The 21,913-nt window shown below is 68.9% G+C and carries 19 protein-coding genes; 13 read left to right on the forward strand and 6 right to left on the reverse strand.

Annotated features, from left to right (window positions below; genetic code table 11):
- Positions 1-38: 38 nt before the first annotated feature.
- Positions 39-3,332, reverse strand: coding sequence for an AAA family ATPase (locus AB0B48_RS02860; protein WP_357194963.1), 3,294 nt, complete (start codon positions 3,330-3,332; stop codon positions 39-41).
- Positions 3,333-3,440: 108 nt separating this feature from the next.
- Between AB0B48_RS02860 and AB0B48_RS02865 the strand changes: the two genes are divergently transcribed.
- Complete coding sequence (locus AB0B48_RS02865) at positions 3,441-3,893, forward strand: helix-turn-helix domain-containing protein (protein ID WP_357194966.1); 453 nt, start codon at positions 3,441-3,443, stop codon at positions 3,891-3,893.
- The gene (locus AB0B48_RS02870) at positions 3,886-4,254 is read left to right on the forward strand and encodes a DUF4180 domain-containing protein (RefSeq protein WP_357194969.1); all 369 of its coding nucleotides are present in this window, start codon (positions 3,886-3,888) and stop codon (positions 4,252-4,254) included. Before AB0B48_RS02865 ends, AB0B48_RS02870 begins: the two co-directional genes overlap by 8 nt.
- A gap of 5 nt (positions 4,255-4,259) precedes the next feature.
- Here the strand turns inward: AB0B48_RS02870 and AB0B48_RS02875 are convergent, their stop codons facing one another.
- Positions 4,260-4,895, reverse strand: coding sequence for a hypothetical protein (locus AB0B48_RS02875; protein ID WP_357194972.1), 636 nt, complete (start codon positions 4,893-4,895; stop codon positions 4,260-4,262).
- Positions 4,896-4,945: 50 nt separating this feature from the next.
- On the opposite strand from AB0B48_RS02875, the gene AB0B48_RS02880 reads away from it, so the two are divergent.
- The 4 genes from AB0B48_RS02880 (at position 4,946) to AB0B48_RS02895 (ending at position 8,821) form a co-directional block, all read left to right on the forward strand.
- Positions 4,946-5,926, forward strand: coding sequence for a hypothetical protein (locus tag AB0B48_RS02880; protein ID WP_357194975.1), 981 nt, complete (start codon positions 4,946-4,948; stop codon positions 5,924-5,926).
- A 60-nt stretch (positions 5,927-5,986) separates the two neighbouring features.
- Complete coding sequence (locus AB0B48_RS02885) at positions 5,987-6,208, forward strand: hypothetical protein (RefSeq protein WP_357194978.1); 222 nt, start codon at positions 5,987-5,989, stop codon at positions 6,206-6,208.
- A 192-nt stretch (positions 6,209-6,400) separates the two neighbouring features.
- Positions 6,401-7,279 carry a cellulose binding domain-containing protein gene (locus AB0B48_RS02890; protein ID WP_357194981.1) on the forward strand — a complete coding sequence of 293 codons (879 nt, stop codon included), beginning with the start codon at positions 6,401-6,403 and terminating at the stop codon, positions 7,277-7,279.
- Between the two features lie 66 nt (positions 7,280-7,345).
- Positions 7,346-8,821 (forward strand): hypothetical protein, encoded by a 1,476-nt coding sequence (locus AB0B48_RS02895; protein ID WP_357194984.1) that lies wholly within the window; start codon positions 7,346-7,348, stop codon positions 8,819-8,821.
- Between the two features lie 68 nt (positions 8,822-8,889).
- On the opposite strand, the gene AB0B48_RS02900 is transcribed toward AB0B48_RS02895, so the two are convergent.
- Complete coding sequence (locus tag AB0B48_RS02900) at positions 8,890-10,005, reverse strand: FAD-binding oxidoreductase (RefSeq protein WP_357194987.1); 1,116 nt, start codon at positions 10,003-10,005, stop codon at positions 8,890-8,892.
- Positions 10,006-10,217: 212 nt separating this feature from the next.
- Between AB0B48_RS02900 and AB0B48_RS02905 the strand changes: the two genes are divergently transcribed.
- From AB0B48_RS02905 to AB0B48_RS02925, 5 genes are all read left to right on the forward strand, one after another.
- The gene (locus tag AB0B48_RS02905) at positions 10,218-10,736 is read left to right on the forward strand and encodes a flavoprotein (protein WP_357194990.1); all 519 of its coding nucleotides are present in this window, start codon (positions 10,218-10,220) and stop codon (positions 10,734-10,736) included.
- A 214-nt stretch (positions 10,737-10,950) separates the two neighbouring features.
- A complete protein-coding gene (locus tag AB0B48_RS02910) occupies positions 10,951-12,309 on the forward strand; it encodes an XRE family transcriptional regulator (protein ID WP_357195018.1) in 1,359 nt (452 codons plus the stop codon).
- Positions 12,306-13,298: an aminoglycoside phosphotransferase family protein gene (locus AB0B48_RS02915; RefSeq protein WP_357194993.1), complete on the forward strand. Its 993-nt coding sequence runs from the start codon at positions 12,306-12,308 to the stop codon at positions 13,296-13,298. Before AB0B48_RS02910 ends, AB0B48_RS02915 begins: the two co-directional genes overlap by 4 nt.
- Before the next feature lie 9 nt (positions 13,299-13,307).
- Complete coding sequence (locus tag AB0B48_RS02920) at positions 13,308-16,391, forward strand: DUF3427 domain-containing protein (protein WP_357194996.1); 3,084 nt, start codon at positions 13,308-13,310, stop codon at positions 16,389-16,391.
- A gap of 160 nt (positions 16,392-16,551) precedes the next feature.
- A complete protein-coding gene (locus AB0B48_RS02925; RefSeq protein WP_357194999.1) occupies positions 16,552-16,950 on the forward strand; it encodes a hypothetical protein in 399 nt (132 codons plus the stop codon).
- A gap of 136 nt (positions 16,951-17,086) precedes the next feature.
- Here the strand turns inward: AB0B48_RS02925 and AB0B48_RS02930 are convergent, their stop codons facing one another.
- Complete coding sequence (locus AB0B48_RS02930; RefSeq protein WP_357195002.1) at positions 17,087-18,736, reverse strand: integrase; 1,650 nt, start codon at positions 18,734-18,736, stop codon at positions 17,087-17,089.
- Positions 18,737-18,995: 259 nt separating this feature from the next.
- Positions 18,996-19,295 carry a helix-turn-helix transcriptional regulator gene (locus AB0B48_RS02935; RefSeq protein ID WP_357195005.1) on the reverse strand — a complete coding sequence of 100 codons (300 nt, stop codon included), beginning with the start codon at positions 19,293-19,295 and terminating at the stop codon, positions 18,996-18,998.
- Between the two features lie 72 nt (positions 19,296-19,367).
- On the opposite strand from AB0B48_RS02935, the gene AB0B48_RS02940 reads away from it, so the two are divergent.
- Positions 19,368-19,796 carry a VOC family protein gene (locus AB0B48_RS02940; RefSeq protein ID WP_357195008.1) on the forward strand — a complete coding sequence of 143 codons (429 nt, stop codon included), beginning with the start codon at positions 19,368-19,370 and terminating at the stop codon, positions 19,794-19,796.
- Positions 19,797-19,820: 24 nt separating this feature from the next.
- Here the strand turns inward: AB0B48_RS02940 and AB0B48_RS02945 are convergent, their stop codons facing one another.
- Positions 19,821-21,047 carry a hypothetical protein gene (locus tag AB0B48_RS02945; protein WP_357195010.1) on the reverse strand — a complete coding sequence of 409 codons (1,227 nt, stop codon included), beginning with the start codon at positions 21,045-21,047 and terminating at the stop codon, positions 19,821-19,823.
- A gap of 163 nt (positions 21,048-21,210) precedes the next feature.
- Between AB0B48_RS02945 and AB0B48_RS02950 the strand changes: the two genes are divergently transcribed.
- Positions 21,211-21,903 carry a hypothetical protein gene (locus AB0B48_RS02950; protein WP_357195013.1) on the forward strand — a complete coding sequence of 231 codons (693 nt, stop codon included), beginning with the start codon at positions 21,211-21,213 and terminating at the stop codon, positions 21,901-21,903.
- Positions 21,904-21,913: the final 10 nt, after the last annotated feature.

Consider the following 21,913-nt stretch of genomic DNA (forward strand, 5'->3'; position numbering starts at 1 on the left):
CGACCGAAAGTGCAAGATCGCGGAGGGCTGGGGTGCGGTCAGAGCTGCCAGGGCAGCGCGTTGGGGGGTTGGTAGCGGCAGGTTGTTCCGGTGGAGACCGTTTCGCGCAGGTGGCTCGCCAGTGCCGGGTGCCGGTCGTCGAGCTTGCGGAGCGCGTCGCGGATTCGTGCTGTCACCGTCTTGCGGGCCCGTTCGGCCTCGTCGCCCAGGCGACGGCTCCGGCCGGCGAGGCCCGCCGCGGCACGCAGCTCGTCGAGCAACGCAACCCGCTCGGCGTCCAGCTTGGACACCTTCCGGTCGTCGTCGCGGGCGGCGGCCCGGTCGATCTCCTCGTCGAGGCGGGCCAGGTGCCGCCGGTAGCGGGCCTTCGCCTCGTCGTCGAGGACCGGATCGGCACCCATTCGCCGGGCGGCCATCAGCTCCGGTCCGGCCGCCGGGTCGAGCAGTTCGACGGCCGGCACGTCGCTGCCGGGCCGGCTGAGCAGCAGGTGCAGGTCATGCAGGCCCTTGGCGTCGGGCAGGTGCGCCACGACACTGTCGTACACCAGTTGCCAGACCCGCCCGTCGCGCCGAAACTCATACCCCTTGACCGCAGCCGCGACCGGCGCGGCACGACCGGGCGCGACAACCTGGCCCGACCCGACGGCCTGGCCCCAACCAGCAACCTGACCCAGCGAGACGGCCTGGTCCGGGTGGTGGATGTCGCGGACTGTCGGGGCGGCGAGCCGGTGGAGCACCTGCGTCATGCCGAGGGCGGTCGCCTCCTGGACGGCGGCGGCGCGCAACGCTGCCGACGTCGTCGAGTCGCCCGGGTGACCTCGGCCGGCGAGGGCGTTCGCGAGGCCGGTGCGGGCGAGCAGCGACCAGGTTCGGGAGCCCATCCGGTCGGCGGAGTCCCGGGCGGCGATGAATCCGGCGATGGCGTCGTCCCAGCGTTCCTGGGCGGCGTCGATCAGCGCCACCCAGTGGTCGACGGGGCCGCTGATGTCGCAGCCGAAGAGCCCCACCATCCACTCCCCACGGTGTGGGGTGAGCGCGGCCCGCGCGGCATCGCAGCGCTTCGGGTCGGCGGACGCGGCGGCGGCCTGAGCGCGGAGTCGGAGCCAGAGCGGTGACACCGGGCGCGGGTACCGGGTTGCGGTGGCCTCGATGCCGACGGTCAACCGGAGCGCCGTCTCGCCGTCGCCACGCTCCGCGGCGGTGATCGCTCGCAGCAGCTCCCGGTACGGGTAGTCCGTCGGGGCGAGCCCTTCCACGAGCGCGGCGGCCTCGGTGACCCGGCCCTGGAGCAGCAGCCGGGACCAGCGCAGGTGATGGCCCATGAAACCGAATTCGGCGTAGCTCGGGTCGGCCTGGTCGGTGAGGAAGGCGAACCGCTCGTCGGCCGTGGCGAAGTCGCCCTGGAACGCCGCGATGATCCCGCTGTCGACGGCCGCCGCCATCCGGTGCCGGGCGAAGTCACCCTCCCGTTCGGCGTCGACGAAGGTGACGAGCTCCTCGACGAAGCGCGGGTCGCCCAGCTCCAGCAGCGCCACCCAGCGCAGCGAGGTGGCCCACAGCTCGGTTTCCCGGTCGCCGGTCCGCCGGGCCACGGCCCGGATCTCGGCGGTGAGCGCGGCTCGGGTCGCGGCGGTGCCGAGCCCCCAGGTCGTGTCGTGGCGGGCCCAGAGGCTGAAGGTGAGCGCCTCGTCGTCCTGCCCCCGACGGGCGATCGTCTCGCTGGCGGTGATCAGGTCGGCGACCAGGGCGCCGACCGGCGCGGTGGCATCCGGTTCGCTGATCAACCGGCGGTACGCCTCGCGCACCAGCTCCGCCGCTTCGGCCGACTGGGCAGCGTCCACCTGGCGGGCGCGGTTGACGATGAGCGCGACCCGGGCCAGCAGCACCGGGTCGTCGAGTGACCGGGCCAGCTTGGCGGCCTCGGCCAGCAGCCTCGTGACCTCTTCCCGGTCGGCGTGGTGGTAGTGCGACTCGGCGAACTCGACGAGGATCCGCACCCGTTGTACCGGGTCTTCGACCACCTCAAGGGCTCGGCGGAAGTGCAGTGCCGCCTCGTCGCCCGCCAGCCGGGCGAACGCGGCCCGGCCGGCGGCGAGCAGCAGCGTGGCCACCCGGGCCCGGTCGAGCGCGGGACCGGCGAGGTAGGCGTGGCGGGCGAGGTCGGCGGGGATCAGCCGGTCGGTCAGCTCCCGCAGGTCGTCGACCGCCCGGACGACCGCACCGTGCCGGGCCCGCCGGTCGTCGTCGGTCAGCCCGTCGTAGAGGGTTTCGCGGACCAGGTCGTGGGCGAAGGCGAAGCGGCCACCGCCCCGGGCGACCACCAGTCGGGCGGTCACCGCCCGGTCGAGCAGCCGGTCGACCTGCGCCGCGGGAGCGGCCGCGCAGGCCGCGAGGACCTGACGGTGGAACTCGCGACCCAGTACGGCGGCGACGGTCAGCGCCTCCACCACGGTGGCGGGCAGTTGAGCGAGGCGCCGGCGCACCGCCTCCCGTCCGCCGGGTGCGATGGTGCCGACCGCGTCGTCGGCGTGCCACAGCCGCGCTGTCTGTTCGACGAAGAACGGGTTGCCGCCGGTACGCCGGTGCACCTCGTCCACAAGGCTGGCCTCCGGCTCCCGGCCGGCGGTCCGGGTCATCAGTGCGGCCACCTCGTCGCGGGTGAAACCGGTGAGGGTGATCGTGGTGGCCTTCGCGACCAGCGGCATCAGCAGCGGGCGCAGGGGGTGCTCGCCCGACTCGACCTCGGCGTCGCGGTAGGTGCCGATCAGCAGGAGTCGCTCAAACCAGGTGTGCTGGGCGGCGAAGCTCAGCAACCGCAGTGAGGCCGGGTCGGCCCAGTGCAGGTCGTCGAGGACGACCACCACCGGCCGGTGCTGGGAGACGGCGACCAGGGCGGCGGTCACCGCGTCGTACAGCGCGAACGCCTCCTGGTCGGCGGCGTCCGGGCCGGGGTCGACGCCTGCCCAACCGACGAGGCGACCGGCCTGCTCGCCGTCGGCACCGGATTGGCCGAGCAGGGCCGCGAGGGCCGGCTCGGCGGACTGCCGCGCCACCGCCCAGTCGTCGGCGGAGCGCCGCAGGGCACGCAGCACCTGTACCCACGGCCAGTAGCCGGGGGCGCTGTCGGAGTCCCAGCAGGCGGCACCGAGCACCAGCGCGCCCCGCTGGCGGGCCTCCCGGGCCGCCGACGTGACGAGGGTCGTCTTGCCGATGCCCGGCTCGCCGGTGACCAGGGCGAGACCGCCATGGCTGGTGGCGGCGCGATCCAACTCGGCGCGCAGCAGACCTACGGGGTGATCCCGCCCGATGATGGCGTCGCCGAGCGCGTCCATGGTTTCCAGACGGTACTGGACCTGTCCGACAGCGCGAGCGGGTTAATGCGGTAAGCGAGTCGACCCTATCACTCCCTATGCTTCCCTGTGGGGGTAGCATAGGGAGTGATGACGGAAGAGATGTACTCAGTCGAACAGGTCGCCGACCGGCTCAACCTTCATGTGCGCACCGTGCGCGGCTACATCCGCTCGGGCCGGCTGCGCGCGGTGCGGATCGGCAAGCAGTACCGGATCGCCGCCGGCGACCTCGACGCGCTCACCGGCCAGGCACCGACCGTGTCCAGCGTCGCCAGGCAGGCGGAGGTGTCGAGCATCGTCCAGGTCGACGGTGTCGACAGGGCCGCCGCCGACCGGCTCGGCACGCTCGTGCTCACCAGCGCCAACACCGGCCACGACCAGGCCAACCCGCTGCGGGTGCAGACCGTGTACGACGAGCAACGCCATCGCATGAAGATCGTCATCCTGGGTGACCCGGCGGCCACCGCCGAGTTGCTGCACCTGCTCGCCGCCGTACTCAACGCCGACAACGGCCTGCTCGACCGGGAGGTCCACGATGCCTGACCAGATCCAGGAACGCGCCGGAGTGCCAGTGCTGGTCTGCGACCCCGACGGCCCGCCGGTGGCCACCGAGCAGGACGCGCTGGACCTGATCGGCGCGGCGTTTCTCGGCGCCCAGGTGGTCGCCGTGCCGGCCAACCGGCTCGACGCACGGTTCTTCTCGCTGGGCACCCGTTTCGCCGGCGACGTGATGCAGAAGTTCGTCAACTACCGGGTGCGGCTGGCCGTCGTCGGCGACATCTCGGCGCAGCTCGCGGAGAGTTCAGCGTTGCGCGCGCTGGTGCACGAGTCGAACCAGGGCGGGCAGATCTGGTTCGTCCCCGACCTCGACGCCCTCGACACCCGCCTCCGCGCCGGCCGGTAACCACCTCAGCGGTCGGGCACTACCCCCATCTCCACCGAGTCCGGCTCCACTCCCCTGACCCGGGCCTGATCGGCCACCCACCGCAGATAGGCCAGCCACTCCTCGGATGACCAGCCGTTGCGCCGGCCGACACCCGCCTCGGCGGGGAGTTGGCCGGCCACCACACGGTCGAGGATCAGAGGCTGCACACCGCCCGCCCCGCGCCGGTAGCCGGCGAAGTAGAGAACCTTCGTGAACAGGCCCGGCCCCAACCAGGGCAGACGAGCGTGGTCGGGGTCGCGGAAGCGGCGGTACGCCGTGCGCAGCGCGTCCTCGTCGGGCGCTGGCGTGGACACCTCTTCCAGCGCGTACGCCAGGCGCTTGCCCTCGGGGTCGGCGTCGAGCGACCTGGCGGCGCGCCACGGGCCGTACCCGATGGGTCCGTAAGCCCAGACCAGCACGGCCGTCAGTAGTTGCCGTGGGCTCGCGGACCCCGCCCGGTACGCGTCGGCCACCGCGAAGACGTCGCGCCGCCAGAGCTCGCCGGTCGCCGGCAGCGTGTCGGGCCACGCATCCGGTGGTAGCCCAGCCCGCCACCTGTCCATGTTGAACCTGACCGGGGCCCGCTCCCCCGGCAACACCACACCTTCGGTCGTCTGCATGGTCGCCTCCCACAGATCGCGCGCTCGCGGAACTCCGTGGTTCGGAGGCTATGGTCGGGCGCTTCCACCTGCCGCCCGCCGACGGCAAATCGCGGTATCGATTGCAGGTGCGCCTGTCTTGCGGGCAGCCAGCATCCGGCGGGGTCGAGAACGTCGCACGGTTGACCTACGGTTCTCCCGTGCTTCCCCGAAACGTGAAGATCATCGATCAGGTCCGTGCCGAGGCGCTGCACCGCGGCGTACCCGCCGCCGACGTGGAGCGCTGGCTGGGGCTCGCCCGCCCCTCCGCCCTACTGACACAGGGGGGTGACGGACCGGTCGTGGGCGTTATCCGCGGACCCGTGATGCTTCCGGCCGACGCCGAGGACCCCGAGTATCCCCTGATCGCCACCATCGACTGCGCTGCTCTTCCGGCAGACGTGACCGATCTTCCACTACCGTCCGACGGCCAACTGCTGCTGTTCGGCTGGCCCGAAGAAAGCGGCTGGGGCGAGGTCAGATATGTGCCGGCAGACGTGGCGGTCGAGGAGCGAGCGCAGTATCCGCCCGACTTCCCTCCGGACGACGACGAGTACGCGGAGGTCTATTACGAGATCCCGCAGGGCGATCTGCACCTCACCGTCGACATCTCTCTGCCCTACGTCAAGACGGTCCCGGGGCCCCCGTGGTCGCCGCCGCTGCCGGGAGATCCCCCGTTCGAACAGATGACCGAGGTGTGGCAGGCCGTCCTGCGCAAAGTGCCGGACGGCATGTTCTCCGCCGGGGGCCCGACGCCACTGCTGTTGGGCGGCTACGGCACTGACTGCAACGGTTTCAACCCCGCCTGGTTGGGCGCCCACCCCTCGGGCCGGTCGGGGTACGACAAGTCGGGGGGTGGTGGTGGGGGACCCGACCATGGTGACTGGGTTGTGCTGGCCGAGTTTCACGGCGGCAGACAGGGTGGCGCGAGCATCCACTGGGTGATCCAGCGTGCCGACCTGAAGGAGCGACGTTTCGACCAGGCCAGGGTCCTCGTCTATTGGAATCCGTGAGGCCGCTGGAGCTGACGAGGGTTCAGGACTAGCCGCACAGTGACCGGGTACGCGCGGTCCATGGGTAGTCACAAGCAGAACAAACACGACAGCGGCGGCGAGTCGGCGCGAGGCCGGCGGCATTCGGGCAGCGGCGCTCGGGGCCGCCAGGGCTCGCCCGTGGAGCACTCGCCCGACCAACGGCACCGCCGTACCGCGACCGGCCCGGCCGGCACCGAACGCGATCTGGGCCGGGCCAAGGTCTCGGGCGACGGGCGGGTCCAGCGCCAAGGCGGCTCCTGAGCCGACCATCCAGCCGGTGCAGCGGCTCACGCGCTTCGCAGGGCACCTGCACCGGCTGATCGGTTCCTACGGCGTAGCGCAGGCATTATCTCCAAGCCGACTACGTCCCGTCATGGACTGGATCCGTCGTCGGCGCGTCACTGAACTGACGGACGATGGATTGGCATCGATGTCCATGCATACCATTCGGTTATGTCCGCTCGCCGCGTCACCGCCACCATCGCCCTCGCCGCGCTGGCGAGCCTGCTCGCCGTCAACGCCGCCCGCGCCGACGGCCCAGCGATCAGCACCCCGGGCACCCCCACGGTGGTGGTCAACGAACCACATCAGCTCACGCTCAGCTGGACGCCCTCCGCCTGGAGCGAGCCCGGCGCGGAGCAGCCGATCAACTATGAGGTGCAGGTGCCGCTGGGGCCGAACACGTACCGCTTCCTCGGCGCCACCACCGACACCACGATCACGCTGACCGACCTGGCACCCGGCACGACGTACCGGATCGCGGTTGCCGCCCGCGCGCTCGGCGGCTACTCGGACACCTCACCCGCCACCACCGTGCGCACCGCCTACGGTCGCGCGACGGTCAGCTACCTCAACCTCGACTGGTCAGCGACGAACAACCAGATCCAGCACCTCCTGAAGGTCACCAACACCGGCACCGCGCCGCTCGACCTGAGCACCGTGCAGGTGCGCTACCACCTGCGCTTCGAGGGCGGCAACACCTCGCTGGTGCCGAACTGCGACTGGGCCGCACTGGGTTGTCACCGGATCCAGCAGACCGTGCAGTTCTTCCTCCCGCCGGGCGGGCCGTCGGTGCTGTCGACGCCGGCACCGCCGTACCCGGCCCCGGGAACGCCGGTCCCCGGCTGGGTGGAGCTGACCTTCACCGACGGCACGCTCGCGCCGGGCCAGTCGACCGGGCCGATCCAGCTTCGGCACCACCGGCACAGTTGGAGCACCATCGACGAGCGCGACGACCCGAGCTGGCTCGCCGCCAGCGGCCAGTGGACCGAGAACGGGCGGATCACGCTGGACGTGGACGGGGTACGCGAGTTCGGCGACACCAACAGTTGACCCAACGGCACCGCCTCGGTCGAACGCCTCAGCCCTTGGCTTGACCGGTCACTTTACGATCCGCTCATGCGGCGTGAGGAGATAGACGGAGTTACTGTCATCCAACGCAATGCGCCTGGCACCCTGGCCGCGTCGTTGATCTTTGGGTGCGGCGCCCGCGACGAAGAGATCGACTCCATCGGCCTGACCCATCTCGTCCAGCACCTGGTGGACTGGACCGAGGATCACGTCGCGGAGAATCACCAGGACAACACATGGATGAACGACACGTCATTCCTCGCAGGCGGCCCACCTGATCAGGTCGTGAGGCATTTCGCCACCATCTGCTCGGCTATCAGCAATCTTCCGCCGGAGGATCTGTCCGACGCGGTCGAGGGCCTCGATGCGGACAGCCGGTACATGTCGAACATCGAAGAAGGGCTACGCGACCCGTGGGGAGCGCTGCTGTCGCGGCGTTTCGGGCCGAGCGGACACGGCCTGTCGCGCTGGCCCGCGGTGGACTACAGGCTCTTCACGGCGGACGAGATCCGACGGTACGTCGAGAGGTTCTTCACCAGCGGAAACGCGGTTCTCACAGTGACGGGCGAACCGCCTCAGGCGATGCGACTCCCGTTGCCCACTGGCCCGCGAGTCACCCGCAGCACGCCACTCGTCAACAACCAGATGGGACCGATCTGGTACGCCGACGAGGTCCGTGGTGTCGCGCTGATGGTCGGTGTCGAACCCAGCGCGGAAGCGGTCGATCTGATGTGGGCACTGCGGTCGCGAGTCGCTGAGGCGGTAGACGAGGCCGGGGTGGCCATTGGTGCGGAATTCATGTGCGAGGTCGTCGACAGTACGCGGCACGAGCTCGGGTTGAGGGTCACGCCAGACTTCGGCAAGAAAGCCAAGAAGTTCGACGCCACCGTCGCGGCGGAGCTGCTCTGGGCCGAGCTGCAACGGCTTGTCGCCGATGGGATTGATCGAGAGGAGCTCGCTGACCGGGTGCCAACGGGACGCATGACCATGGAGGGCGACATCGAATGGATGCAGTCGATCAGCGACCTTCAACCCTTGACCCGCCAGGAGCTGCTCGGCACGGCTGAGATCTACGGCTCGGAATCACTCAGCGAGCTGACTGGGCTTACTCCGCAAGCGACGCGGGACATCGTGTCGGGCTGGCTCTCAAGCGCCATGATCGTCGTACCGTACGGGTCGAAACCCAACCTTCCTCGCGCCACCGAGGACTCCTGCCGGACCACCCGTTTCGTGCCAGCAGGTGAGGTTGTCAGGCCGCCGTTCTCCAAGCGGCTCCACAACAAGGCCAAGCTGGTCATTGGCATCGACGCGATTTCGACAGTGGATGGCGACGGGAACGTGCACACCGTCCCGCTGTCCCAGGCGCTCGTGGTTGAGCGGTTTGGCGTCATCCGGCTCGCCCACCTCGGTCACGGCTGCGTCACCACGATCTCGGACTTCGCTGACGCTGCCGACAAGCTCCGGGCCGTCCTGCCGCCGCGGCGCTTCCGCCAGGCCGTCACGCAGCTCAGTGCCAACTGGTAACCGAACGTCGAGGATCATGAGCGGCGCGCATGCGCGGGCCGGTCGGAGTTCGTCCGGTAGGCACACCATCAGCAGGTGAAGCCCCTGGGCAGGTGGATGCGCGCGGCGGGGATGCCGAGGGCGGGCAGCCGTGACCGCGCGGCGGTCAGCATCGCGGGTGGGCCGCAGAGGTAGATGTCCTGATCCGGCTGGTGATGGTCGAGGGCGATGGTCAGGGCGTCGCCCCGCTCGGTCGGGTCGGCGCAGGGGTCGTCGGAGAGGGCCGGCACGACGGTCAGCCAGTCGTGGGCGCACTGCAACTTGTCGAGGGTGATCGAGTCATACAGGTCGGTGAAGGTGCGCGCGCCGACGATCAGCGTCACCCGCCGGCCGTCCGGTGCGGCGGCGACCTGTTCGACCAGGGCGCGCAGCGGCGCCAGGCCAATGCCACCGGCGACGAGCAGCAGATCGTTCGTGTTCGCCGGGTCGAGGCTCAGGCCGGTGTCGACGGGTGGGCCGAGCCAGAGCAGCTCGCCGGGGCGTACCCGATGGACCAGGCGGTGGGAGACGGTGCCGGCGGGTACGGCGCGGACGTGCAGCTCGACGGTGCCGTCCGCGCGTGGGGCGTTGGCCGGCGAGAACCAGCGCCAGTGACCCGGCAGGCGCGGCGTGCAGACCGGCACGGTCTGACCTGGCTGGAAGGGCAGTCGCCGCCAGGGACGTACCGTCAGGATGGCGATGTCGGGCGACGGTCGGTCATGGCCGATCACCTCGACGTGCCACCAGGCCCGGCCGTCGCCGGCCTGCGCGGCGGCGCGGCGGATGGCGGGCGTGGCGCGGCACAGGGCGCGCTCGGCGGTGACGGTGAGCTGCGGCGTCCACAGTGGGCGTGCGTGGCGGGCGACGGTGGCGAGCAACGCGTCGCCGATGGTGGTGGCGTGCGGAAGCAGGTCGAAGTGACGGTACGCGCGGCCGAGCACCCGCAGCAGCGCCGCCCGACTCGCCGGGTCGTCGCCGTCGTCGTCGCCGACGAGGAGGCGGCCCAGCGCGGTGAAGAACAGCGGCGCGTCGCGCTGCGGGAGAAGCCCAGCTCGGCGATCTTCGACAGTGCACCAGAAGTCGGCGGCGGCCCGCACATCGACCGACTCCCAGGCGGCGGCCAGGCCCACGCGAGCTGGATGGTCGTCATCGGTCACGGTGGGCATGCCGGCTCCAAGTCGACTCGTTGGCTGGCACCGGGGCGGGAGGCGCTGCGCCGTTGAGGGCCGGCGCAATTCCGAGGCCGAGCACCCGCCCCGGGCCAGGCATCGACTGTCGCGGCTGACCAGGCACAACGGCATGTCACGGTGATCGTTGACGGCATACCTGATCGGTATGCGCTCCACGCCGCGACTGTCGAATCGGGCACACTGCGGGCATGACGGAACGCCCGGTGCTGTATCTGGTCGTCTGCGCGGCGGGACCGGCGGAACACATCGACGAGCTGGTCGACCTCCTGATCGCCGACGGGTGGCGGGTCTGCATGATCGTCAGCCCCACCGCCGCGCCGTGGATCGACCGGGCTGCGTTACAAGACAAGACCGGCTATCTGGTACGCGTGGAGTGGCGGATGCCCGGCGACCCCGAGCCGCACCCGCCGGCTGATGTGGTGGTGGCCGCCCCGGTCACGTTCAACACGGTGACGAAGTGGGCGCTGGGCATCAACGACACGCTGGCCCTCGGCGTCCTCAACGAGTCGCTGGGGGCGGGGCTGCCGATCATCGCGTTCCCGCACACCAAGGCGGAGCTGGCCGCGCATCCGGCGTATGCGGGTCACCTGGAGGTGCTGCGCGCCGCCGGCGTGGTCGTGGCCGACGGAAAGCCACTGGACTCGATGAACGGGCCGGGGCGTTGGGGCGTGGTCATCGACGCGCTGCGGGCGGCGCGCCCGTCCTGAGCAGTCGCTGCTTATTGGCGGTCCTCTGACGATATGCGTCGCGCGTATACCAGTGGTCCACCCAGCGTGTTCAATGGATAGGCTCGATGAGGCGAGACGGACGGAGCCGCCGGTGACCCACGCGAACTGCCCTCGGTGCGGCGGACGGCTGGCCCGGGACAACGACAGCGGACGGTGCACCCCGTGCCAGGCCGCCGAGCGAGACCGGTTGAGCGTGCCGCCGAAGGTGCCGGCGAGCTTCTGGGAGCACGAGCCGGTGCGACTCGCGCTGGCCGAGCGGCATCTGGGGCGGGTCATCCGGGCGTACCGGTGCCATCCGTATCACGGGCGGGTCGCCCTGCCGCAGTCCGTGGTGGCGGGGTGGTTGGGGATCACGCAGGCACAGTTGAGTCGGGTGGAGAACGGCCCCCCGCTGGTGCACCTGGACCGACTGGCGCACTGGGCACAGCTTCTCGGGATACCCGCTTCCTGCCTCTGGTTCACCCTTCCTGGACAGCCTCAGCGGTCGGCCGAGAAACCCGGAAGGGCCCGCGCCTCAACCGACTCACACGGTGCTGGGCCAGATGAGGGTCGACGGGCCCTGTTGGCCGGTATCGCCGCCGTCGCTGCGGGCGCGGGTCTGCTCAGCGGCAGCGAAGTTGTCCAGCCTCGGCGGATCGGCACAGCGGATATCGCTCGGCTGAACGCCGTGCTGGAGCTGTACCGGTCGGTGGACCGGGAGTCTGGCGGCGGCCTGCTGTATCGAGAGGTGGCTCGGTTCGCCGAATCGGTGTACCGGATGCTTGATTGGTCGCATCCGGCTGGGCTTACATCGCCCCTCATCGCAGCGGTGGCAACAGCCCGGCAACTGGCCGGCTGGACCGCGCTCGACGCGGGAAAGCATGACGACGCGCAGCGGCACTTCGTCGCCGGCGAGCGCGCCGCGTTGACTGCTGAGAACGCCCCGCTCGTCGCGATGATTCGGTACGCGCAGGCCAAGCAGCTTCAACATCTTCGGCATAACAGGGATGCCCTCGCGACACTGCAACTCACCTGCGCACAGCTCGGGTCGCATGCGACCCCGGCGGCCAAAGCCCTGCTGTGGGGCGCGGAAGCAGCCTCCCTCGCGGCACTAGGTGACGACCAGACCGCTGTGAATACACTCGGCAAGGCGAGCGATCAATTCGAGCGCATCAACAAGGACCACGAACCTGCCTGGCTGGGCTTCTACGACCGCGGTGAACTGTTGGCTCAGTACGGGCGGGTTTACCGAGACATGGCACGGCGAGACCGGAGGTACGCGTCCGAGGCGGTGCGCTGGGGCAGGGATTCCATCACCGCGTTCGGCGCCGCCAACGTGCGCAGCACCGTGCTCAACGAGGTCGGGCTGTGCAGCGCACTGTTCTTGGCCGATGAGCCCGAGCAGGCGCTTGTCGTTGGAGTGCGGGTGCTCAAGCAGGCACAAGCGATGAGCTCTAAGCGGGTCATCGATCGAGTAGTCAATCTGCGTCGTGATCTCGCTCGGCATCGAGAGCTTCCGAAGGTGGCCGCGTTCGAGCGGGCTCTCACTACCCAGGCCGCGATGGCCGCATGAGCGGGCGGTTCTCCGAGGAAGCCATGACGGCGGCGATGCGAGACACCGCCGCCACCCTTGGCGTTTCTACTGAAGCCGCCCAGTTGCTGCAAATGACCAACAACGCCGTCTTCGCATTGCCCCGAGCCGGAATCGTCATCCGGCTCGCACGAACCCATCAGCTCCTTGACCGGGTGACCAAGGTAGTTCAGCTTGGGCATTGGTTTGCTCGCATCGACGCACCGACGGTCCGGCTTGCGCCCGGTGTCGAGCAACCCGTGCGAGTTGGCGACTTCGCTGCCTCAGTCTGGTCCTACGTTCCGCCGTCTCCGTCCCAGTCAGCTCCGACGGTGGAGGATCTCGGCCGTGTGTTGCGCCAGCTCCATGCTCTTGACGCGGCTTCCATCGCGCTCCCGGCGTGGAATCCGGTCGGAGACGCCCGACGACGCTTGGCTGACGCCGAGGATCTCGATCCGCATGACCGTGATTTTCTCGTGAGGTGGTGCGATCGCCTGGAGCCGCAACTGATTGCGCTCAACCAACGGGATGAGCCGAAGCTAGTCCACGGGGATGCCCATGTCGGGAACCTGTTGCGAGAGGCATCGGGCCGGACGGTGATATGTGACTTCGATGCCACGTGCATTGGTCCATGGCAGGTTGACCTGGCAGCGGTGGCGGTAGGCGAGGCACGGTTCGGGGGCACGGGCCTACACGAAGGGTTGGCTACCGCATACGGCTACGACGTGACCTCGGACCAGTCATGGCCAGTCTTGCGAGAAGCCCGCGAGCTGAAGATGATCGCTGCCGTCGCGCCGCTTATTAGCAACTCGCCCAGTGTTGCGGGCGAGTTCGCGGACCGCCTCCAATCAGTGCGAGAAAATGACCCTGAAGCCCGTTGGAAGCCCTTCGCCGAGCTCGTGCCAAGCCGTCGTCAAATGCGCCTGTCGGCGAACCGACACATGCGAAGAGACATGAACCAGGGACGGTCCCGAAGCGCCACGACCGATTAGATTGCCTGAATGACGGATCTTGAGCGGGGTGTGTACGAGCACCTGATCACCCGCGAGCTGGCTGACCGCCTCCAGCACGTCGACCCCGCCCTGGTCCAGCACCACAACCTCGACCCTGCCGACGCGCACAACACCCTCGCCCGTCACATCGCCACCCTGGCCGCCCGCGCCCTTCAGTCCGTCCCCAACGGCGACGACAAGCTCCACCACCAGATCGCGATGGCGAACCAGATCGCGGAAGCCATCTCCACCGTGAGCCCCAAGGCAGCGACGGATCAGGACCAGGTCACCGACGCCAAACACCTGCTCCACGCCATCGCCGCCCCGCCAACCCCACCGGCGCTGCCAGCCTTCCCGCAGCGCCCCACGACTCCCCTGTCCACCGGCGCGCTGCTGGTCAACGGCCGCCACCAGCCCCGCATCGGCCACGAGGTCAACCATGAGATGGCGTCGGCCGAAAGCGTCGATCTGCTCTGCGCGTTCATCAAGTGGTACGGCCTGCGCATCGTCGAGCACGCCATCCGAGACCTGATCGACCGAGGCGGCAAGGTCCGCGTCATCACCACCACCTACCTCGGCGCTACCGATCAGCGAGCGCTAGACCGGCTCAAGGAGCTGGGCGCAGAGGTCAAAGTGTCGTACGAGACGCGGACCACGCGCCTACACGCCAAGGCGTGGCTCTTCCGCCGCACCAACGGCACCACCACTGCCTACGTCGGCTCGTCGAACCTGTCGAAGACCGCGCTGGTGGACGGCGTGGAGTGGAACGTCCGCATCTCGAACATCGAGCAGCCGCACGTCATCGACACGTTCACGGCGACGTTCGAGGACTACTGGAACGATCCGGCGTTCGAGGCGTACGACGCGACCAGGGACGCCGACCGGCTACGACATGCGTTGAGCGGGGAACGCCGCGACGACGCACCGACCGCGATCTCGAACCTGGACGTGCGCCCGTACCCGTACCAGGCGGAGATCCTTGCCGACCTGGACGCCGAGCGCCTGGTGCACGGGCGCTGGCGCAACCTGGTGGTGATGGCGACGGGCACCGGCAAGACCGTCGTCGCCGCCCTGGACTATCGCCGGCTGCACAAGGCGAAACGAGCAGACTCGCTGCTCTTCGTCGCTCATCAGGAGCAGATCCTGCGGCAGAGCCTGTCCACGTTCCGGCAGGTCATGGGCGACGGTAGCTTCGGCGAGACGCTTGTCGCGGGCGAGAAGCCGAACGGTTGGAAGCACGTCTTCGCCTCCATCCAGTCGCTGCACCGGCGCGAGGTCGACCCCGAGGCGTACGACATGGTGATCGTGGACGAGTTCCATCACGCCGAGGCGCCGACGTACACGCGATTGTTGGAGCGGCTGCGTCCCCGCGTACTCCTGGGACTGACCGCGACCCCCGACCGGGCCGACGGCGGCGACGTGCGCCGGTGGTTCGACGGGCGCGCGGCAGTTGAGCTGCACCTGTGGGACGCGTTGGAGCGGCAGTTGTTGTCGCCGTTCCAGTACTTCGGGCTGCACGACGACGTGGACCTGTCGCACCTCGCCTGGAAACGCGGCCAGGGCTACGACCCGGCGGAGCTGGACGTCGTCTACACCGGCAACCACGCACGGGCGCGGTCGGTGTTGCGCGCGGTCAGCGACAAGGTGGACGTCGGGCGGATGCGGGCGCTCGGGTTCTGCGTGAGCATCGGGCACGCCGAGTTCATGGCCAAGTGGTTCAACGACCACGGCGTGCCGTCTGCGGCGGTGACCTCGCGCGCTGGCACCGATCGCGCCGGGCTGTTGCGGGACTTCAAGGCCGGCACGCTGCGGGTGCTCTTCACAGTGGACCTATTCAACGAGGGCGTTGACCTGCCGATGGTCGACACGATCCTGATGCTGCGACCCACCGAGAGCGCCACGATCTTCCTGCAACAGCTCGGCCGTGGTCTGCGGCTCGACGACGACAAGCCCTGCCTCACGGTCCTCGACTTCATCGGCGGGCAGAACGCCAACTTCCGCTTCGACCTACGGTGGCGTGCCCTGACCGGGGTGAGCCGACGGGCAATCACCGAGGCGGTCCGCGAAGACTTCCCGAGCCTGCCCAGCGGCTGCCACATCGAGTTGGACCGGGTGGCAAAGGACCTGGTCCTCGCCAACTTGAAGAGCGCATTGCCCACCTCGAAGGCCGGCCTGGTGTCTGAGCTGCGGCAACTCGGCGACGTCACCCTGGCGACGTTCCTGCATGAGACCGGCCTGGAGATCGAGGACGTGTACCGATCAGCCAGCATCGGCGGCTGGACCGGGCTGCGGCGGCTCGCCGGCGTCGAGACGGCCGCGCCCGGCCCGGACGACCGGGAGTTGGGCCGGGCCATCGGTCGCATGCTGCACACCGACGACGTCGACCGGCTGGAGCTGCTGACGAAGGTTGCGGCCGGACCGCCCGCGCCAGGTCAGCAGGTGTACGCGGGCAACAGCCGACTGCTCGACATGCTGCACTTCAGCCTCTGGGGGCCGAACGCCCCGCTTGCGACACGCGACGAACGGCTGGCGCGGCTGTGGAAGGAGCCGGCCCGCTGCGCCGAGCTGCGGCAGGTCGCCGAGGTCCTGCGGGACCGCATCCACCGGGTCACGCCCACGCTCGCGGCGGGGGCGGTGCCATTGCGGGTGCACGCCCGGTACAGCCGCAACGAGGCATGCGCCGCCTTCGGCATGACCAACCCGGGATCGCTACGCGAGGGGGTGAAGTGGCTGCCCGACGCCCAGGCGGACCTGTTCTTCGTCACCCTGGTCAAGTCGGAAGCGCACTACTCCCCCACCACCATGTACGCCGACCGGGCCATCACCGACACCCTGTTCCAGTGGGAGTCGCAAAGCACCACTTCGTCGGCGTCGGCGACCGGGCAGCGCTACACGTCAGGTGGGTCGACAGTGCACCTCTTCATTCGGGAGACCCGCATCGCCGACCGCGACCTGGGCGCACCGCCCTACCTGTACGCCGGCACCACGACGTACGACTCGCACACCGGTGACCGACCCATGCGCGTCCTGTGGCAGCTCCACCACGCCCTACCCGCCGACGTCTACACCACCGCCCGAACCATCGCCGCCTAGCTGACATCCCGGGGCTGCGTATGGGACGCAACTGACTGACGTCCAACTTCGGGCGGGACCCAGCTCGGCCCCAACACCGGCCGCAAGGAGCGCTGATCTTGCTTGATCTACTTGATTTTCTCTTCTTGCTTCGCTAGCTTCTTTGCAAGGAGGGTCAAGGATGGCAACGATCGAGGTGGACGACAGCACCAAACGCTTCGTGGCGTTCGCGGCACGGATGGCGCACGTTACGGAGGGTGAAATCGTGAGGCGATTGGTCGCCGACAGCCCACTTGGCAGCGAGGAGCCGACCCGCGCTGCCGGCGGCGTACCGATCTACGCTGATTACGAGGGGCACCGAACGCGCGGCCTCTACTTCGCCCCGGCCCGGGTAGAAATCACCGACGGGCCACTCAAGGGCGAGTCCTTCAAGACTCCTACAGGTGCGGCGCGCGCGGTCGTCCGCCACCTCAACCCCAGTGTTAACGACAACCGCAACGGCTGGAGCTTCTGGCAACTCGACAATGGCGGTCCTCGCGTTTGGCTCCAATCCATCCGCCCAACGAACACAGCGGACTGACAACCAACGATCGACGCTAACGGGCTGCGCACAATGAGCAACGGACCGATTGGGGCCTGCCAGGTCGGCTTCACCAAGGATTAAAGGGGCACCCACCGGCAAGTCCGGTCGCTGCCCCTTTTCCTATTTCTGAACGCTACCCACGTCTTGGTTCTAGCAACTCAACAACAGACAGTGCAGTCTCCCCACCAACCAACTTCAGAGCAAGCTCTGCCCGGGCAGCCAAGTCGAGTGGACGAATTCCCTCGGTAAGCGCAGCGTGCGCCAACCTGTCTAGACCGGCACCGACCAAGGGGGCGCCGATACGTAAGGTGGCTTGCAAGGCCACGCCCTTGGTTGAACCGCCATGTAGAACGATGTTTCGGGTCCGGTACAACCTTCGTAAAGCGACCCTGAATGTTTTGACCGCCTCGTTCAGCTCCCGACGTGGATCGTCAACGACGCGGGCCATCCGGTCGATTGCTGCCATGTCGCTGTGCCGTTGAAGCTTGCGTCCGGACGGTCGGGGGCGCAGCGATCCGGACTTGAGTCCTTCCGCCACTGTTCGCGCTCGCTCGATATTGGTAGTACAGCCGTCCAAAGCTGCGCTGAGCTCATCAGGCTGCGCCGGGCTGTGACGGTGCGCCAATGCCGTCAGCTCGGCTCGCGGCCAGGAGCAGGCAATGATCGCCGCGAGACGATCGGCAGCGACGGCCTTGCCAGAGCGCTCTTCTTCCTGGGGATCGTCAGGGTGAGTCAACAGCGATTCCACGGCCGCCCAGCCGCCAGCGACCGCAGGGCCTAGCGCGCCCTGGTTGAGCGGCGCCGCCAACTCCAGCGCGTCATCAATCAGCCTCCGCTCTCCATCGACTCGATAGAGGTGCCCCTCGTGAACCAGAGCGAGAATGTTAGCTCCCCGGGCTGGAGGGAGCAGTGAAATCGGTTGAGGATGACCGCCGACCCATATATTTGGCGCAGCGACGATGCCGCCGCGATTGCTCCGCTGGAATGACGAGCGCGCTACCATCCGCTCGACCATCTCGCGGGCCTGATTAGCCGCACCATACGCATCCAGCGCGTTCACTTGGTAGCGGAAGCCCCCACCAACCCGGAGGCCCTGAACACTGAAATTGTGCTCTTTCAGCCATTCGATGACTTTGCCTTTGGCGGTCCAGTTCGGCTGCTGCTCGGCGAGGGGTCGCTCCGGCACGGCAAGTAGGACCACAAGCACATCGAACGAATGCTCAGACGCTTTGGCCAACGTCGCAGCGGATTGCACGACCTCGAGCGCGGTTGCCTGGCGCGCATTGAGCTCGTTGGCCCAGGCCGCAAGATGGTTGGCGTCGTAGCCGAGATCCAAAAGGTGCGAGGCAACCGTCCGTGCAAGCCTCTCCGGCTTGGGCCGTTCAGCGGGAGTTGTATCAACCGCTGCCGCCCAACGATCCACATAGCCCGAACGTGCATGCTCGATAAGCTCCTTGAGCCGCCGTCGAGCTGGGCTCGGATCGGGCAATGGCGCGGCGAGCAGAGTCGTCAACTCTCTGCGGAGCTCCTTCTGTCCTAGTCCGACATCAGGACCAACGATCGTCCGTAGCTCATTACGCTGCCAGTCACAAGCGGCAGTCGAAAGTACTTTCTGCGCTGCCCACGAACCAGCCTCCCACAGCTCCTCCAGCCCCAATAGCGAGCCAACGTCCCACAGCCTTCGTGGCCAGGGGGTGCCATCAATGGTGAAGAAGTCGATCATGCGGGCGATGGCATTACGGTCGTAGGTCACGGATGATCCCGGTGCGGTGGGGGTGGCCACGTGCGTAGGCTAGTTGAGGAGGCCTTCCAGACCACGTTCCGCCATGCACCAGTCGGGTACTGTATGATTATCGGCAGACACAGAGGGGCACCCGCCGCAAGGCTACTGCCCCTCTTTTTCTTTGCTCCGCTTCTGTCGAGGGAGCGACTGGCGGTGGCCGGCAGGCAGGCACTGGCTTGAACCAGCAGACACCTCAGACGAGTAGCCCCTTCTCGCAAAGATTGTCCGGATCATGCAGTACGGTGAGCCTCACCTGGAGTCAAGCCGCCCCCATGCTCGGCGAGATTCTCACGTCCAGCCTCCGATCCAGGGCACGGGCCAAGCGCGCCAGGACCGGTAACGTCGGCACGGTCCCGCCTGCCTCGAAGCGAGCCACCGCGGACTGAGTCATGCCAGCGGCACGGGCCAACTGGCTCTGACTCCAGCCGTGCCCTTCGCGCAGGTGGCGCACCTCCTGCCCAAGCTCGAAGGCGATCCGGGTGGCCTCGTAGGTCTCGGCCGCTCCCGGCTCCGCCATCCGGCGCTCACGCAGGTCGTTCCAGTCCAGGCGATCATTCATCGCTCCACCTCATAGCATCAATGCTATGGGATGAGGGGGTGCGAGAGAGCTCCTAGCGTTAGGTTGAAGACCATGGAGCAGCGGATCAGCCTCATCACCCTGGGAGTCGCGGACGTGGCCCGCGCGAAAGCCTTCTACGAGCAGCTCGGCTGGCGAGGCCAGGAGGTCGAGGAGACCGTCTTCTTCCAGGCCGGCGGCCTGGCCCTCGTCCTCTGGGGCCGCGACAAGCTCGCCGAGGACGCGGGCATCGAAGGTCCGGGCACCGGCGCGATGACCCTCGCCCAGAACGTCCGCTCCCAAGCCGAAGTCGACGAGGTGATCGCCACTGCGACCAAGGCCGGCGCGACGGTGACCAAGCCGGCCCGGGAGACCTTCTACGGCGGCTACGCCGGCTACTTCGCCGACCCGGACGGCCACCTCTGGGAGATCGCCTGGAACCCGGGCTTCACCCTCGCGGAGGACGGCTCCCTCGCCGTCCCCGACTTCAGCGCCATGAACTGAGCAAACGGCAGGCAGAGACGTCGATCAGGGCGCCGGAGACGGGCAGAGCAGCGGATCCAGCACCGGCAGCTGAACAGGGTCTAGGCAGATAGCCAGCAATCCCGGATCCGGCGAGGGCGTAGGTGTAGCCGTCGGCGTTGCGGTCGCCGTTGGCACCGGCGAGGCCGACGCGACGGGCGGCGTAGGAGGAGCCGAAGCGGGCGGGGCTGTCGTAGGGGCTGTCGTCGGCACCGAAGTGGCCGACGGGGTCGGCACGACGGACGGCGTAGCGGCCGGCGGCAGGGCCACCGCCACCACCGGGGACGGCACTGTGGAGACATCTGCCGAGGCGGACGGCCGGACAAGCGGGACGGACGGCGGGTTCCACACGGCGCTGTCGGCGGAACCGACCCGCGACCTGGGTGCCACCGGACCGGCCGGAACAAGAACCGCCCCACCCTGCGGCACGTCCAAGGCGACGATCTCCGCCAAGGGCACCGGCCCGCGAGGACCCCACGCGCCGGGCCCCAGAGCATTGGGCCCCAGGGCGCCCGGCCCGAGCGTCACGACCACCACGGCGGCGACGGCGGCAGCCCCCAGCGCCCGGCGGTCGGGGCGTACCGCCGTCAGCGGCGCGTCGTCGGGGTCCACCAGCAGAGGCGGCGCGGGCGGAGCGGCCCGGTGCGCGGCCAGCATCGCGTCCATCTGCGCGATGACGGCAGCGCGATCGTCGGTAGCCGCGAGGGTGAGATAGAAGCGGAAGTTCACCACGGCACCGGCCGGGACCAGCAGCCCGTCAAGTCGACAGCGGTCGGGCAGCAGGGTGACCGGCACATCGGGGTGGTGGGCGGGGCCGATCAAATCGGCGTACCGCCACTCGCGCCGGTGCTCCCGTCCGCCGAAGGCGACGCGTCGACTGGTCGCCACGGCCATGCCGCTGTCGACGATCCGTAGGCCCGGCGGCAGGTCCTCGGAAGAGGGCTCAGCGAAGGAACAGGAGCCGCCCGGCCTGGGCAGGCCGGGGACGTGCCGCGCCTCAGCCTCGACCAGCGTGGCGACGGGGAGGACGCGGAAGACGAGTTCGTCGTCGTCGAGCTCCACCGGTAGGCCGGTGCGGGGCTGCGTACACCCGAGGAAGCTGGCGGCTTCGATGCGGAGCCGCGCCAGGTGGTCGCCGCGGTGCCGCCAGGCGTCGGTGGCGTCGCGGTACGCGCGCTGCCGGCGCTCGTTCTCGCGCTCGGCCCAGGCGATCCGCCAAGGGGCGTGGGCCACAGAGGTCACGGTCACACGCGGTACAACCGCTCACGTACGTGACAGGCAACGCGACCGGGATCGATGCATCCCGTTGCGCCCGAAAGGAGAGAATTGACGGGCACCGAAGCCCCCGTTGCCGGGCTAGCCTGCGCGTGATCCCTAACAGCGGAGGAGCTTCCTGGTGCTCGATGACATGCGGGTGCTGCGGGCGGCGGTACGCGACTATCGCCTGGCGGCGACGGCTGCCGGCCTCGACTGGCCGGACTACGGCGAGTCGCCCGCCGGGCAGCCACCGGCGCAGGTCACGCGGATCTTCGGCGTGGATCACATCGCGGAGCAGTTGACCTGGTTGCACGCGCAGCGCTGGCCCGACCGGCAGGTGCTGCCCGACGTGGGGTGGCGGATGCCATGGCCGGAGGACGGTGACGCGCTCCAGTATCTGGGGATGTCGATCGGCACGCCGTTTCCCTGGCGGCACCAACTGCCATTGTTCTTCTTCGATGTCGTTCTCTACACGTTCGTGCTGGCCGGCGACCACGAGGGTGAGATCTGGCGCTACGAGATCTCACCCGACGCCTGGGACTCGGTTCGCGCCGCCACCAGCCTGGCCACCCTCTTCGATCAATGGACCAGGGGAATCGCCGCCGGGGTGGTCGTCTACGACGAGCAGAGCAAGTGGCTCCTGGTCCGTGACCTGGACTCCGCTCCCGACCTCGACCCGCTGGCCTTCCCGGTGGCCCCGCTGGAGGAGACGCTGCTGCGAGCGCGGCAGCGCGAGTGCGGGGTCGACATGGCCATCGTCGAGGACGGCTTCACGTACACCGAGGAGTTGTCCGACGCCATCGACGCCGCCAAGGCGTCGATCGGCGCGTAGTCCGTGCAGA

This window comes from Micromonospora sp. NPDC049089 (genome assembly GCF_040648775.1).
GTDB lineage: Bacteria > Actinomycetota > Actinomycetes > Mycobacteriales > Micromonosporaceae > Micromonospora.